The following is a 13,241-nucleotide window of genomic DNA, read 5'->3' as shown; positions in this document are numbered from 1 at the left end:
ACACCAGTCCTGTGGGGGGACTTCTCTTGGAACACGCACAGACCCATCCCGAGCAGCGGAAAGAGGAGGAGAACACCCCGGAGCAGGGCACTCCGGACGCGGCTCGGTCCGCTCCCGAGACGGCCTCCGCGGCAGCCTCCGAGACGGCGTCGGAGAGCGCCTCCGAGCCCGCCTCCGAGCCCGCTCCCGAGGCAGCTCCCGACGCGTCCCCCGACGCGGCTCCGGAGGTGGCCCCGGCCGCCGCTCCACGCCGCCGTGGCAGCCGCCGTTCGGTCCTCCTGATCGCCGGCGCGGCCGTCCTCGGAGTCCTGGCGGGCACGATCACCGGCTACGCGGTCCAGTACGACCGCGAACCGACGCCGCTCGCGCCGCTGGCCCAGCAGGACCTGGTGTCCCCGAAGGCGCTCGCGCCCGACGACGCCACCACGAACAAGACGATCAACGCCAACCGCTGGCACAAGACGGACGACGACCTCACGAAGCTGCTGATCGAGGCACCGGGCGGCGCGAAGGTCATCGACGCGGCCGGATACGAGACTCTCGACTCTTTCGCGACGACCTTCGAGAGGCCGGACGTGGTTGCCAGCGACCTTGCCCACGACGACTTCCGGCGGGTCGCGGCCTCGATGTGGGAGGAGAACGACCGGATCGCGGAGGTCCGACTGGTGCAGTTCAACGGCTTCGCCGGCGCCGATGAGTACCAGAAGGACCAGGCGTCCTACATGCCGCAGAAGAAGTACGCGGGCAACAGTGGTGTGGCCATCCCGGGTGTGCCGGCAGAGATTGGGCACGTCTGGGTGCACTCGGAGCTCGACGAGAAGCCGGGGTACTACCCGGTGCGCCAGGCCCGGGCCGTCGTCCGTCGCGGCGACGTGGTGGTGCAGGTCTTCTACAACGACAAACGCGGCAGGGACATCTCCGAGAGCGACGTCATCGACCTGGCCAAGCGACAGCTGGAGCGACTGTGACCGAGCCGCAGAACGACATGACCCCGCCTCCGGTTCCGGATACGACGCCCGAGCCTGCGAGGCCCGGGCGCACGGTCAACCGTAAGAAGGCCGGTCTCATCGCCACGGCCCTGACCGTCGCCGTCCTCGCAGGCGGCGGTGTCTGGGCGTCGTCCGTGATCGGGGAAGCCGACCGGACCGCGCCCACCGCCTACTGGGTCCCTGCGGGCGGGCAGCTTCCGAAGGCCGGGGAGGCGGGGGAGGTGCCCTCGAACACCCTCACGGGCAAGCTGCTCCCGGTCCCGAGCGGTTACTCCCTGGGCCCTGACCTCGATGTCCAAGGCAACAATTTCTTCGTCTCCGGAGAGAAGGCCCTCGAAGGCCTCAAGGAAGCACGGCCGGGCCTGTCCGGCTCGGAGCGCAAGAAGCGCGACGACATGCTGACCGGCTTGAAGCTCAAGGGCCTGGCCGGGCGCGGGTACACCGGACGCCAAGGCGACCTGGTGGTGGAGGTCCGCATCATGCAGGCCGACCCGAAGACGCTGGGGACGTTCTCCGAGGTCTCGAAGAAGCTCCTCGAATTCGCCGGCGACGGGCGGGAGGCGCCCAAGGTGGACGGCTTTCCCGACGCCAAGTGCTCGCTGCTGGGCGTAGGGGAGGAGAAGAAGGAGATGATCGACTCGCTGTACTGCGTGGCGGTCGAGGGCGACGTGATGGTCAACTTCCGCGCGTACGGGCGCATGCCCTTCCCCACCTCCGACGCAGTCGGCTTCTTCAAGGACCAGATGAGCCACCTGAAGACCCCCGGGGAGTCTGTGTGACCGAGCAGAACACCACCGGAGCCGTGCCGGCGCCCCCCGAGGACGCCGTGCCGCAGTCCGCCGTGGCCACGGACACCACGCCCGCGCCCACTCCGGAGCCCTCCGTGCCCGCCCAGGCGACGGCACCCGAGGACGGGATCCAGGACGCACCGCCCGAGCAGGGGACGGCCCCGGCCGACCTCTACGCGGCCCCCGCCGACCCCTTCGCGGCCCCCGCGGCCCCGGAGGTCCCGGCCGCGCCCAAGGACCGCCGCAAGCTGTTCGCCGCTCTGCGCTGGACCGCCGCGGTACTCGTCTTCGCCGCCGTCGGCACGGGTGTCGCGTACGGGGTCAGCCAGCCCGAGCGCACCGACATCCCGGGCCTGTCCACCAAGGCCGACGGCCGTTGGACCTACCCGGCGCTGGCCAAGCCGACGCTGCCGCCGGGCGCCGCCCTGCCGTTCGCCGAGGACAACCCGGACGGCATCCACTACGCGGGCCTCACCGAGCTGCTCCTGCCGGCCCCCACCGGCTCGACCCCCGACTCCGCGCTGAAGCTGGAGAAGGACGGGGTGGTGACGGTCGACACCTTCCTGGAGGAGTACGACGCCACGCCCCGCGAGAAGCTGAAGGAGGCGTTCGGCAATGAGGGGCTGCGTCAGATCGTCGCCCGCGGCTGGACCACCCCGGACGGCACCCGTACCCGTGTTTACCTGCTGCGCTTCCACGCCTCCGGCTTCGTGGACAAGTTCGAGGGCTGCAACTCCGGCGCCAGCCTGAACGGTGTGGCGACCCTCCACGTCGACGAGGAGTGGAGGAAGGCCAAGTCGTCGCAGCGCACCGAGATGGGGGGCGACACCGGCAGTGACAGCGGCTTCCATATCTCGAGTGACGTCGGCCTCTACAAGGAGGGCAAGCCCACGGGCGACGAGCAGACCGCGCTCGCCTGCCTCCAGGCCGGCGACGTCCAGGCCGTCATCCTCCAGACCCGCAAGGGCGAGGTGGCCACCGTGCCCTTCCACCAGACGGTGATCCTCCAGCACCAGCTCCTCGGCTGAGCGCAGAGCCCCCGGTGGCCGTCGTACGGGCTACCTCACAGAGTGCGCCGGTCCCCAGGCCAGTAGGCTTGGGGACCGGCCCCGTAACGCCACTCTCACTCCGAGGAGCACCCCGTGCTTGAGGCAGTCTTCACTTCCCTGCTGGTCCTGGTCGTCGTCGGTGTCATGGCCTTCACCGCACTGGCCGTGAAGAAGCTGTACCAGGGCCAGCGCTGATCTCCTGATCGGCCGCCGCCCGCCCCGGATACCGCAACCCCTCCCACAGATCGCCTGAGCAGCCATTCATGATCCAGATCCCGTCCGACCTGAACCCGAGCCTCGTCCCCCTCGCCTTCCTCCTGGGCAATTGGGAAGGCGCAGGCGTCTTCGACTTCCCCGGTGAGGAGAAGTGCAACTTCGGCCAGGAAGTCGTCTTCAGCCACGACGGCCGGGACTTCCTGGAGTACCACTCGCACTCCTGGGTCCTCGACGCCGAGGGCAACAAGGTGCGGCCGCTGGAGTCCGAGTCCGGCTACTGGCGCATCGACAGCGAACGCCGGGTCGAGATGGTCATGGTCCGCGACCACGGCGTCGTGGAGATCTGGTACGGCGACCTCGCCCCCCAGAAGCCGCAGATCGACCTGGTCACCGACGCGGTGGCCCGTACCGCCACCTCCCGCCCGCACAGCGGCGGCAAGCGGCTCTACGGCTACGTCAAGGGCGACCTGATGTGGGTCGGCGAGAAGACCACCCCCGATGTCGAGCTGCGCCCGTACATGTCGGCCCAGCTCAAGAAGGTCGTCACGCCCGAGGAGGTCGCCGAGATGGCGCGCAACCTCCCGGACATGCCGGACGACGGCATCGCCTTCTTCCGCTGACCGGCTGACCGGCTGGCAGGCTGGCAGGTTGGCAGGTTGATCAGCCGACTCGCCGACCGACGCGCGCGAAAACGTGGACGGGCCCCCGGCCGGCACTGCCGCCGGGGGCCGTCGCGTCCCGCGGCCGCACGCACAGTTGGGGCGGCCCGGGCCGAGGCCTACACTGGCCGGGTGGTGACCACCGACAGCACGGACAGCGCCGAGACCGCGACCGGCGACTGGAAGAGCGACCTGCGCCGGCGCGGATACCGCCTGACCCCGCAGCGCCAGCTCGTGCTGGAAGCCGTCGACGCCCTGGAGCACGCGACCCCGGACGAGATCCTCGTCGAGGTGCGCAAGACGGCCTCCGGCGTGAACATCTCCACGGTCTACCGCACGCTGGAGCTCCTGGAGGAGCTGAAGCTGGTCTCGCACGCCCACCTCGGGCACGGCGCCCCCACCTACCACCTCGCCGACCGGCACCACCACATCCACCTGGTCTGCCGGGACTGCACCGGGGTCATCGAGGCGGACGTGGACGTCGCCGCCGACTTCACGGCCAAGCTCCGTGACACCTTCGGCTTCGAGACCGACATGAAGCACTTCGCGATCTTCGGGCTCTGCGAGAAGTGCGCCGCCGGGCACCGGGAGACGCTCTAGTAGCCGGGCGTTGCGGGCCGCCCTTGGGGCGTGCCCGGATCGGGGTCGTAGGCTGGGTGGCATGACCAGCAGCCCCTTGCTCCATCTCCCCGGCGCCGTCCAGGCCGAAGGCCGCGACGAGGGCGTCGCCGCCCACTACGGCGAGCTGTACGGAGAACAGCGCACCCTCGCCGACGGCCGCGGCTTCGTCGACCTCTCCCACCGCGGGGTCGTCACCGTTACCGGCTCGGACCGGCTGAGCTGGCTCCACCTGCTGATCACTCAGCACGTCACCGAGCTGCCGGCGGGACAGGCCACCGAGGCGCTGATCCTCTCCGCGAACGGGCACATCGAGCACGCGCTCTACCTCGTCGACGACGGAGAGACGACGTGGGCGCACGTCGAGCCCGGCACCCAGGAGGCGCTGATCGCCTACCTGGAGTCGATGAAGTTCTTCTACCGCGTCGAAGTTGCCGACGCCACCGCGGACTTCGCCGTCGTACACCTGCCGGCCGGCTCCATCGCCGAGGTCGCCAAAGAGCACGCCGTACGGGAGACCGCGCACGGCCGCGACATCTTCCTGCCCCGCGCCGAACTGGAGGCCTTCGCCGCCTCGCACGGCCCGGCCGCAGGCCTGCTCGCGTACGAGGCCCTGCGCGTGGAGGCGCACCGGCCGCGGCTCGGCCTGGAGACCGACCACCGCACCATCCCGCACGAGCTGGGCTGGATCGGCACCGCCGTCCACCTGCAGAAGGGCTGCTACCGCGGCCAGGAGACGGTGGCCCGCGTCCACAACCTGGGGAAGCCGCCGCGCCGGCTGGTCTTCCTGCACCTGGACGGCTCCGAGGTGCTGCTCCCGGCCCACGGCACGCCCGTCCGGTTGGCCGCGGACGGTGAGGAGGGCCGCCAGCTGGGCTTCGTGACCACGTCGGTCCGCCACCACGAGCTCGGGCCGATCGCGCTCGCGCTGGTCAAGCGGAACGTTCCGGTGGACGCGCCGCTGCTGGTCGGGAAGACGGCCGCCGCGCAGGAGGTGGTCGTCGCGCCGTAGCGCCCTGGCCCCCGCCCCCCGACGGGCTAGATGTCGATGACGATGGTGAACGGGCCGTGGTTGGTCAGCGAGACGCGCATGTCCGCACCGAACCGGCCCGTCTCCACCGTCGCGCCCAGGGATCGCAGTTGGGCCACGACCTCGTCCACGAGCGGTTCGGCGACCGGTCCGGGCGCGGCCGCGTTCCAGGTGGGTCGCCGGCCCTTGCGGGCGTCTCCGTAGAGGGTGAACTGGGAGATCACCAGCAGCGGCGCGTTCACGTCGCTACAGGACTTCTCGGCCTCCAGGATCCGCACCGACCACAGCTTGCGCGCCAGGAGCGCCGCCTTCTCCGGTGTGTCGTCGTGGGTCACCCCCACCAGGACGCACAGTCCCTCGCCGACGATCTCCCCGACTGTCTCGCCGGCCACCACGACGCTCGCGCCGTCCACCCTCTGCACCACTGCTCGCATACCACCTGTGTACCAGGCGTGCACCCGTCCGGGGCCGATCGGGTGGAGTGGGACTGCACCGGCACCACGGAGAGTGGCACGATGCACGCAGGCGGTGCCCCCAGCACCGGTCGAGGGGACGGACACGAACGCATGAACATCTCTGATACCTCCGCACCTGCACCCGCTTCTGCATCCGCTGCATCCGCCGGGCCCGCCGAGCTCCCGGCGCCGCGCCCGCCCGTGCAGCGGACCGGCGCCGCGGACCCTCCGCCCGTGGTGACCGCCGCGCTCGGCCTGCCGGAGCTGCGCGCGCTGCGCCGCGACGCGCAGCGCGACGAGGCCGACCTCAGCTACGTGCGCCGGCTGCTCCACGGCCGCATCGACATCCTGCGCGCCGAGCTCGCCCGCCGTACGGACCCCGAGACGCCGGTGGTGGACCGGCTCTCGGAGATCCTCGCGGACGCCCCGTCCACCCGCAGCGCCTCCGCCCGGCACGTCACGCTCGGCACCCCGCACAGCGAGGAGTACCGGCTGCTGGCGGCCGAGATGCTGTCGGACGTGGAGCTGTCGGACCTGAGCGCGCGCACGGACGAGGAACTGCACGAGGGAATGGGCCGGTTGGTGCGCTACGAGCAGCAGGTCTCGCGGCGTCGCACGCAGCTGCAGCGCACGGCGGACGACTGCAGTGCGGAGATCACCCGGCGCTACCGCGAGGGCGAGGCCCAGGTGGACGACCTGCTGGCCTGAGCGGACGACCCGCCGGCCGCGCCGGCGACCGCGCGGCCGGGGAAAATCGGGCGACGGGGCAGACCGGGCCGATTAGCGTGGGCCGTTATGAGTGCTGACGTCCGGCCCATCGCCGAATCCGACCTCCCCGCGTGGCTGCGTGCCCAGAACACCGGTTTCCTGTCGACGGAGCCCGGAACGGCCGCAGATGTCGCCCAGCTGGCCGAGCACGTCGACCTGACCCGGACGCTGGGCGGGTTCGACACCGACACCGGCAGGTGCGTGGCGACCTTCCGCTCCTTCCCGCAGGAACTGACCGTGCCGGGCGGAGCCTTCGTACCGTCGAGCGCCGTCACCAACGTGACGGTGCTGCCCACGCACCGCCGCCAGGGTCTGCTGACCCGGATGATGACCGTCGAGCTGGCCGCGGCCAAGGCGCGCGGCGACGTGCTGTCGACGCTGATCGCCGCCGAGTACCCGATCTACGGGCGGTACGGGTTCGGGTCCGCGACCTCGACCTCGGCCTGGGAGATCGACGTGGCGCGCACCGGGCTGGACACCCGCCTGCCGGTGCCCGCGGGGGGCGGCCGGATCGACCTGGTGGACGGGGCCGAAGTGCGGGAGGTGGGCCCGGCGCTGCACGAGCGGCTGCGGGCGGCCACGCCCGGCGTCGTGAACCGCGACGCGCGCTGGTGGCAGGTGGCCACGGGCGTGCGGGAGATGTCGCACCGCCCCTACAAGGCCGCGTTCCACGCCGTGTACCGGACGGAGGACGGCGAGGTGGCCGGCCTGGTCTCCTACTCCACGGACGATCACTGGACCGACGCGAAGGTCCCGTTGAACACGCTGCGGGTGACGCAGCTCCTGGCCGTCACCCCGGACGCGGAGCGGGAGCTGTGGCGGTTCCTGTGCTCCGTGGACTGGGTGCTGAAGGTCCGCACCGGCCTGCGCGCCCCCGACGACCTCGTCACCCGGCTGCTGCCCGACGCGCGCGCGGCCCGGATGGTGACCTCGGCGGACTGGCTGTGGGTCCGGCTCCTGGACGTCGAACGGGCCCTGAGCGCGCGGACGTACGCCGTGCCCGGCATCCTCGTCCTGGAGGTCGCGGACAAGGCCGGGCTGGCGGACGGGCGCTACCGGCTGGACGCGGGCACGGGGGCCTGTGTACGCACGGACGAGCCGGCCGACCTGCGGCTGGACGTCTCCGCCCTGGGGGCCCTGTACCTCGGCGACGAGTCGGCGGTGCGGCTGGGGGCGCTCGGCGAGATCGCCGAGGACCGTGCCGGGGCGCTCGCGCTCGCGGACGCGGTGTTCCGCACGGCCCGTCGGCCCTGGTGCCCGGACGTCTTCTGAGCCCGGCAGACCGGCAGACCGGCAGACCGGTCTGCCGCCCGTCCCGTCCCGTCCGTCCGTCCGTCCGTAGGACCGTACGACCGTAGGACCGTAGGACCGTCATGTCGAAGTGAGATCCCGAGGACTGAGGTACTTGGCAACACTGGTGGAAACCCTGCGCGCGGCCGGCTGCGTCTTCGCGGAGGAGGAGGCGGAGCTGCTGAGCGCCGCCGCCGGGGACGAGGGGCAGCTGGCCGCTCTGGTGGCCCGCCGGGTGGCGGGCGAACCGCTCGAACACGTCGTCGGCTGGGCGGAGTTCTGCGGACTGCGCATGGAGGTGGGCGAGGGGGCCTTCGTACCGCGCCGCCGCAGCGAGTTCCTCGCGCAGGAGGCGGTGGCGCTCGCCCGGCCCGGCGCGGTCGTCGTGGACCTGTGCTGCGGAGTGGGCGCGTTGGGCGCGGCCGTGGCCGCGCAGGTGCCGGGCGCCGAACTGCACGCGGCGGACATCGACCCCGTCGCGCTCGCGTACGCCCGCCGCAATGTGGCCCCTTACGGCGGGCGGGTCTGGGAGGGCGACCTCTACGCCTCCCTCCCCGCGACGCTGCGGGGGCGGGTGGACGTGCTGGTCGTCAACGCCCCGTACGTCCCGACCGCCGAGATCGGACTGCTGCCGGCCGAGGCCCGCGAACACGAACCGGCCGTCTCCCTGGACGGCGGCGCGGACGGCCTGGACATCCACCGCCGGGTGGCGGCGGGGGCCCCGCCCTGGCTGGCCCCGGGCGGCCGGCTCCTGATCGAGACGAGCTCCCGCCAGTCGCCGGTCACGGCGTCGGCGCTGACGGCGGCGGGCCTGTCCGTGCGGGCGGTGACCTCGGAGGAGTACTACGCGACGGTGGTCATCGCGACGGCTGGGTAGCCCGGGCGGACGCCGTCAGACGAGGAACTGGAGGCTCCCGAGGGAGACCAGGACGCCGACGATGGCGAACGCCCACATGACCAGGGTCCCGAGCAGCGCGCCGGTCGCCGCCCAGAGCCCGGTGCGGCGGCCCGAGAGCGTCGCGCCCATCCAGCCGGTCAGCGCCCCGGCCGTGGGCACGCCGCCGATCAGCAGGCCCATGCGCTGGAGCTCCTGCTTCGCGCGGTGGTTGCCCTGCCAGTCGGTGCCGCTCTTGTTCTGCAGCGCGTTCTGCGCGCTGATGTACCACCAGAGCACGGCGGGCACCAGGAGTACGACCGCCAGGGCGAAGAGCCCGACGGGCCGGTACCGTCCGCGCGCGGGGGCCTGGGCGGAGGGGGCCGTCATGCGGGGACGACCTCGACGCCGGCCGCGAGCATCCTCGCGATGATCTGCTGGGCCAGTTCCTCGTGGCATATGGGCAGGTGCATGGGTGTGTCGCCTTTCGTAGTGATCAGGTGGCCGCTGCCCGTGTCCTCGAGCTGCCAGGCGTCCCGGCCGGTGGTCCACATGTCCGCGTACGAGGCGAGGTCGGGCCCGGCGGCGCCGCGGTCCTTCGGGGGCGGTGCGTCCCGCAAGCGGACCGAGGGCAGATATCCGCCCGGCGGGACGCTCCGGAGCCGGGGCCGGTGGCCGTGACGCTGCTCCCACCCCTGCACGTCCAAGGCCGCCGGACCCACCATCCCCTCGACACCCTCCAGACCTCCCAGACCCTCCAGACCCGCCAGGGCCCGTGCCACCTCGTCCGCGGGGTACCCGAACAGGTCGATGTCGCCGAGTGCGACGGGCACCGCCGCCGGAAAGTGCCAGCGCGTCCGGCCGGGCGTCCTCCGTCGGCCCGGCTGCCCGATGAACCGTTTCAGCACCACATTCGCCAAGGTCGGCCCGCCGCCTGGCTCCACCGGCTGGTCCGAGGCGCACGCGTGGGCGGTCACCTCGACATCGCCCCACCGGGCGGCGCAGGCCCACGCGCCATCCGCGACCGCATCCGCGACCCCATCCGTGGGCCCCTCCGCGTCGGCAAGCCCGTCCACGCCCTGGTCCCACCGGACTTCCCCGAGCCCGCCCAAGACCTCGCGCACGGCTTCGCCGCCCATGCCGAAGCGCAGCACCCCCGCGCCCCCCGGCAGGAGCACCCCGATTCCCGGCAGCAGCTCGAACACCCCCCGATCCTCGCGACTGACGCCCCCTCACCGCAACCTCGACAGCTCCCCGACGGCGGTGCGGACGTCCTCGGTGGGAGTTATTGCAAGCGGCTGCTTGCAATAGTTAGCAGGGTGCGGCAGGATCGGGGCATGGCATCGCTCAACGTCGGGAACCTCGGCGAATACCTCCGCGAGCAGCGGCGGCAGGCGCAGCTATCGCTGCGGCAGCTGGCCGACGCGGCGGGGGTGTCGAACCCGTACCTCAGTCAGATCGAGCGCGGGCTGCGCAAGCCGAGCGCGGACATCCTCCAGCAGCTCGCCAAGGCGCTGCGGATCTCCGCCGAGACGCTGTACGTGCAGGCCGGAATCCTGGACGAGCGGGACCGGGACGAGGTGGAGACGAGGGCCGTGATCCTCGCCGATCCGTCGATCAGTGAGCGGCAGAAGCAAGTGCTGCTCCAGATCTACGACTCCTTCCGCAAGGAGAACGCCGCCGAGACCGAGGCAGCCGCCGAGGCGGCCGCCGACGCCGAGGAGAAGAGCGCCGGCTCCACCGCCGACTCTTCCGATGCCGACACGACCCACACGAACTGAGACTGTGATCCGGGAGGACCAGCACATGGCCATCGCCGATGACCTGAAGAAGACCCTCACCGACCCGACCCCGCTCTACTTCGTCGCCGGCACCGCGGACCTCGCCGCGCAGCAGGCCAAGAAGGTGCCCGGGCTCATCGAGCAGCTGCGCGCCGAGGCCCCCGCGCGCATCGAGGCCGTGAAGAACACCGACCCGAAGGTCGTGCAGGAGAAGGCCAAGGAGGCGCAGGAAGCCGTCGCCGCCAAGGTCGTCGAGGTGCTCGGCGCAATCGACCCGAAGAAGCTGGGGGAGACCGCGCAGGACCTGGCGCTGCGCGGGGTCGGCGTGGCCGCCGAGTACGCGGTCAAGGCCAAGGAGGCCTACGACAAGGTCGCCGAGCACGGCGAGCAGGCCGTGCGCGCGTGGCGCGGCGACGTGTCCGAGGAGATCGTCGACATCGCCGTGGTCGTGGAGCCGGAGCCGGCGACGGCGGAGCCCGAGGTGCCGGCGCAGTCGCAGGCGGCCGGTCGGGGCGCGGCTGAGGAGAAGCCCCCGGTGAAGAAGGCGTCCACGCGCAAGGCCGCGGCCAAGAAGGACGTCGCGGAGCCGGTCGAGGAGAGCTGAGAACGCGTGCGGCGGACCGGGCACCCGAGGGGTGTCCGGTCCGTTGTGTTTGCGGAAGGGGCTCTGCCGGTAGCGTGGAGGCAGGCGGCATCCGGCGTGCGAGGCGTGAGAAGGCGGTCAGGCGATGTTGATGAACGGGTTCGACAACGGGGTTCTGCCGTTGCTGGGGTTCGCCATGCTCGGGCTCGCCGTCGTGGCTTTCGTGCTCGCGCTGATGGCGCGCGAGGACGCGTACCGCGCGGCCGACAAGCAGACCAAGACCTTCTGGCTGGTCATCCTCGGAGTCACCGTCCTCGTGGACTTCTTCCTGGGGATGCTCTTCTTGGAGATCGCCGGCCTGGTCGCCAGCATCGTGTTCTTCGTCGACGTGCGGCCCGCCCTCAAGCAGGTCTCGGGCGGCGGACGCGGCCGGCGCAGCGGTGGCAGCAGCAGTGACGGGCCGTACGGGCCGTACAACGGCGGACGCTAGGCCGTCTCTTTCGGATCCTGTCGCCCCGTGCCCCGGCCGGAGCCCCGTGCTCCGGCCTCGGTCCTGCTTTGCGGGCTCCGGGGGGTCGGCTCAGCCCTCGGCGCGGGAGAGCAGGACGACGGCGACGTCGTCCGTGAGCTCGCCGCCGTTGAGTCGCCGGGCCTCCGTCACGGAGGCTTCCAGCAGGCCTTCGCCGCTCAGCCCGTCGTCGAGGTGGCGGTTGATCATCTCGACCATGCCGTCCTGCCCGAGGCGTTCGCGGCCGGGGCCGATCCGGCCCTCGATCAGCCCGTCGGTGTAGAGCATCAGGCTCCACGTGCCGCCCAGCTCGACCTGGCGGCGGGGCCAGCGGGCCCGGGGCAGCAAGCCGAGCGCCGGGCCGCTGTTCTCGTACGGGAGCAGTCGCGCGGGGCGGCCCGGCCTGGAGATCAGCGGCGCCGGATGGCCCGCCAGGCACAGGCCCGCGCGGCGGCCGTCCGGGGCGATGTCCACCGTGCACAGGGTCGCGAAGATCTCCTCGCAGGGGCGCTCGACCTCGAGGACCTCCTGGAGGGTGGCGAGCAGGTCGTCGCCGCACAGGCCGGCCAGGGTCAGCGCGCGCCAGGCGATGCGCAGCTCCACGCCGAGGGCGGCCTCGTCCGGGCCGTGGCCGCAGACGTCGCCGATCATGGCGTGGACGGTCCCGTCGGGGGTGCGGACGGTGTCGTAGAAGTCCCCGCCGAGGAGCGCCCGGCTGCGGCCGGGGCGGTAGCGGGCCGCGAAGCGGAGGTCGGAGCCTTCCAGGAGCGGGTGCGGGAGCAGGCCTCGCTCCAGGCGGGCGTTCTCCTGGGCGCGCAGTTTCGATTCTGCGAGCTTGTACTGGGCGATGTCGGCCCGTTTGCGCTCCACCGCGTAGCGGATGGCCCGGCTGAGCAGGCGCCCGTCGAGCTCGTCGCGGAACAGGAAGTCCTGGGCCCCCACCCGTACGGCCTCCGCGGCGCGCTCCGCGTCCTCCTCGGCGGTGAGGACGAGGACGGCGTGGCGGGGGGCGATGCGCAGGACCTGGCGCAGGGCGCCGAGCGGGTCCGCGCCGTCGGCCGGCCCGGCGGGGCCGTGCGGGAGTGCGAGGTCGAGCAGCACGCAGTGCACGTCCGGGGTGAGCAGGCGGGCGGCCTCGGTGAGGTTGCGGGCGCTGCGCAGCCGGATGCGGTGGCCGTCGGTGTCGAGGATCTCGGGGACGGTGAGGCCGCCGGCGGGGTCGTCCTCGATCACCAGCAGGTTGAGCGCCGACTGGGTGCCCGGACCGCTCTCGGTGGCCGGGATGTCCCTCTGCCGCGGTACGGGTACGGGCATCGTCTCCGGTTCCTTCCCGCCCCCTGGGGGGTCGCTCGTCCGGGCGACCCTAGCGGGCGGGAAGGGCGGAGCGGAATGCCTGGCCTGCGAGGCTTCCGTCATATGCCGTTATCCCGGGGGAAAGCCCGCCCCGCCGAATGACCAACGTCACGGCGCGGGGGGTGTGGCGTCCCTCCCACCGGAACGTCCCGGGTAGGGCGCGGCCGACCGCACCGGGCACCGCCCGTCCGAACCGGGCGCGACCACCAGGGACGGCCGCGGGACGGTCGGCTCCCACCCGTTCCACCCCGGCCCGGCCAGGGACGGCCGCAGGACGGTC

At 72.3% G+C, this 13,241-nt stretch carries 16 protein-coding genes; 12 read left to right on the top strand and 4 right to left on the bottom strand.

The genetic code is table 11. From position 1 onward, the window contains the following. Positions 1 to 26 precede the first annotated feature (26 nt). From ACFWBY_RS02425 to ACFWBY_RS02400, 6 genes are all read left to right on the top strand, one after another. The gene (locus tag ACFWBY_RS02425) at positions 27 to 968 is read left to right on the top strand and encodes a hypothetical protein (protein WP_385330418.1); all 942 of its coding nucleotides are present in this window, start codon (positions 27 to 29) and stop codon (positions 966 to 968) included. Next, positions 965 to 1,768, top strand: a complete 804-nt coding sequence (locus ACFWBY_RS02420) for a hypothetical protein (RefSeq protein WP_385330420.1) — start codon at positions 965 to 967, stop codon at positions 1,766 to 1,768. Before ACFWBY_RS02425 ends, ACFWBY_RS02420 begins: the two co-directional genes overlap by 4 nt. Next, positions 1,765 to 2,805, top strand: a complete 1,041-nt coding sequence (locus ACFWBY_RS02415; protein ID WP_385330423.1) for a hypothetical protein — start codon at positions 1,765 to 1,767, stop codon at positions 2,803 to 2,805. The genes ACFWBY_RS02420 and ACFWBY_RS02415 overlap by 4 nt, the downstream gene beginning before the upstream one ends. A gap of 284 nt (positions 2,806 to 3,089) precedes the next feature. After that, positions 3,090 to 3,662, top strand: coding sequence for an FABP family protein (locus ACFWBY_RS02410; protein WP_385330426.1), 573 nt, complete (start codon positions 3,090 to 3,092; stop codon positions 3,660 to 3,662). A 171-nt stretch (positions 3,663 to 3,833) separates the two neighbouring features. Further along, positions 3,834 to 4,301, top strand: coding sequence for a Fur family transcriptional regulator (locus ACFWBY_RS02405; RefSeq protein ID WP_385330429.1), 468 nt, complete (start codon positions 3,834 to 3,836; stop codon positions 4,299 to 4,301). 61 nt (positions 4,302 to 4,362) lie between these two features. After that, positions 4,363 to 5,331 carry a YgfZ/GcvT domain-containing protein gene (locus ACFWBY_RS02400; RefSeq protein WP_385330432.1) on the top strand — a complete coding sequence of 323 codons (969 nt, stop codon included), beginning with the start codon at positions 4,363 to 4,365 and terminating at the stop codon, positions 5,329 to 5,331. Positions 5,332 to 5,357: 26 nt separating this feature from the next. On the opposite strand, the gene dtd is transcribed toward ACFWBY_RS02400, so the two are convergent. Beyond that, a complete protein-coding gene (gene dtd, locus ACFWBY_RS02395; protein ID WP_385330435.1) occupies positions 5,358 to 5,783 on the bottom strand; it encodes a D-aminoacyl-tRNA deacylase in 426 nt (141 codons plus the stop codon). Between the two features lie 81 nt (positions 5,784 to 5,864). Here dtd and ACFWBY_RS02390 point away from each other — a divergent pair, with 81 nt between their 5' ends. The 3 genes from ACFWBY_RS02390 (at position 5,865) to ACFWBY_RS02380 (ending at position 8,739) form a co-directional block, all read left to right on the top strand. Further along, complete coding sequence (locus tag ACFWBY_RS02390) at positions 5,865 to 6,512, top strand: AmfC protein (protein ID WP_385330438.1); 648 nt, start codon at positions 5,865 to 5,867, stop codon at positions 6,510 to 6,512. Positions 6,513 to 6,599: 87 nt separating this feature from the next. Further along, the gene (locus tag ACFWBY_RS02385) at positions 6,600 to 7,844 is read left to right on the top strand and encodes a GNAT family N-acetyltransferase (protein WP_385330441.1); all 1,245 of its coding nucleotides are present in this window, start codon (positions 6,600 to 6,602) and stop codon (positions 7,842 to 7,844) included. Positions 7,845 to 7,977: 133 nt separating this feature from the next. Continuing rightward, a complete protein-coding gene (locus tag ACFWBY_RS02380) occupies positions 7,978 to 8,739 on the top strand; it encodes a putative protein N(5)-glutamine methyltransferase (RefSeq protein WP_385330443.1) in 762 nt (253 codons plus the stop codon). A gap of 15 nt (positions 8,740 to 8,754) precedes the next feature. Here ACFWBY_RS02380 and ACFWBY_RS02375 read toward each other — a convergent pair whose 3' ends face one another. Next, positions 8,755 to 9,126, bottom strand: coding sequence for a hypothetical protein (locus tag ACFWBY_RS02375; RefSeq protein ID WP_385330445.1), 372 nt, complete (start codon positions 9,124 to 9,126; stop codon positions 8,755 to 8,757). Continuing rightward, positions 9,123 to 9,941 (bottom strand): hypothetical protein, encoded by an 819-nt coding sequence (locus tag ACFWBY_RS02370; protein ID WP_385330447.1) that lies wholly within the window; start codon positions 9,939 to 9,941, stop codon positions 9,123 to 9,125. The genes ACFWBY_RS02375 and ACFWBY_RS02370 overlap by 4 nt, the downstream gene beginning before the upstream one ends. Before the next feature lie 132 nt (positions 9,942 to 10,073). On the opposite strand from ACFWBY_RS02370, the gene ACFWBY_RS02365 reads away from it, so the two are divergent. The 3 genes from ACFWBY_RS02365 (at position 10,074) to ACFWBY_RS02355 (ending at position 11,590) form a co-directional block, all read left to right on the top strand. Next, a complete protein-coding gene (locus tag ACFWBY_RS02365; protein ID WP_385330450.1) occupies positions 10,074 to 10,517 on the top strand; it encodes a helix-turn-helix domain-containing protein in 444 nt (147 codons plus the stop codon). A gap of 25 nt (positions 10,518 to 10,542) precedes the next feature. After that, positions 10,543 to 11,121 carry a hypothetical protein gene (locus ACFWBY_RS02360; protein WP_385330452.1) on the top strand — a complete coding sequence of 193 codons (579 nt, stop codon included), beginning with the start codon at positions 10,543 to 10,545 and terminating at the stop codon, positions 11,119 to 11,121. Positions 11,122 to 11,245: 124 nt separating this feature from the next. Further along, positions 11,246 to 11,590 carry a DUF2516 family protein gene (locus ACFWBY_RS02355; RefSeq protein WP_385330454.1) on the top strand — a complete coding sequence of 115 codons (345 nt, stop codon included), beginning with the start codon at positions 11,246 to 11,248 and terminating at the stop codon, positions 11,588 to 11,590. A 90-nt stretch (positions 11,591 to 11,680) separates the two neighbouring features. Here ACFWBY_RS02355 and ACFWBY_RS02350 read toward each other — a convergent pair whose 3' ends face one another. Continuing rightward, the gene (locus tag ACFWBY_RS02350) at positions 11,681 to 12,922 is read right to left on the bottom strand and encodes a PP2C family protein-serine/threonine phosphatase (protein WP_385330457.1); all 1,242 of its coding nucleotides are present in this window, start codon (positions 12,920 to 12,922) and stop codon (positions 11,681 to 11,683) included. Positions 12,923 to 13,241 lie beyond the last annotated feature (319 nt).

This window comes from Streptomyces sp. NPDC060049 (assembly GCF_042736715.1).
GTDB lineage: Bacteria > Actinomycetota > Actinomycetes > Streptomycetales > Streptomycetaceae > Streptomyces.
Note: the sequence above shows the minus strand (reverse complement) of the source record. Positions and strands in the feature narration are given on the sequence as shown.

What these genes read in the sequence shown, in the direction of transcription:
- ACFWBY_RS02410 (WP_385330426.1), top strand. Translation starts at nt 3,090, where the DNA reads ATGATCCAGATCCCGTCCGACCTGAACCCGAGCCTCGTCCCCCTCGCC.
- ACFWBY_RS02400 (WP_385330432.1), top strand. Translation starts at nt 4,363, where the DNA reads ATGACCAGCAGCCCCTTGCTCCATCTCCCCGGCGCCGTCCAGGCCGAA.
- dtd (WP_385330435.1), bottom strand. Translation starts at nt 5,783, where the DNA reads ATGCGAGCAGTGGTGCAGAGGGTGGACGGCGCGAGCGTCGTGGTGGCC.
- ACFWBY_RS02390 (WP_385330438.1), top strand. Translation starts at nt 5,865, where the DNA reads ATGCACGCAGGCGGTGCCCCCAGCACCGGTCGAGGGGACGGACACGAA.
- ACFWBY_RS02385 (WP_385330441.1), top strand. Translation starts at nt 6,600, where the DNA reads ATGAGTGCTGACGTCCGGCCCATCGCCGAATCCGACCTCCCCGCGTGG.
- ACFWBY_RS02375 (WP_385330445.1), bottom strand. Translation starts at nt 9,126, where the DNA reads ATGACGGCCCCCTCCGCCCAGGCCCCCGCGCGCGGACGGTACCGGCCC.
- ACFWBY_RS02365 (WP_385330450.1), top strand. Translation starts at nt 10,074, where the DNA reads ATGGCATCGCTCAACGTCGGGAACCTCGGCGAATACCTCCGCGAGCAG.
- ACFWBY_RS02360 (WP_385330452.1), top strand. Translation starts at nt 10,543, where the DNA reads ATGGCCATCGCCGATGACCTGAAGAAGACCCTCACCGACCCGACCCCG.
- ACFWBY_RS02355 (WP_385330454.1), top strand. Translation starts at nt 11,246, where the DNA reads ATGTTGATGAACGGGTTCGACAACGGGGTTCTGCCGTTGCTGGGGTTC.
- ACFWBY_RS02350 (WP_385330457.1), bottom strand. Translation starts at nt 12,922, where the DNA reads ATGCCCGTACCCGTACCGCGGCAGAGGGACATCCCGGCCACCGAGAGC.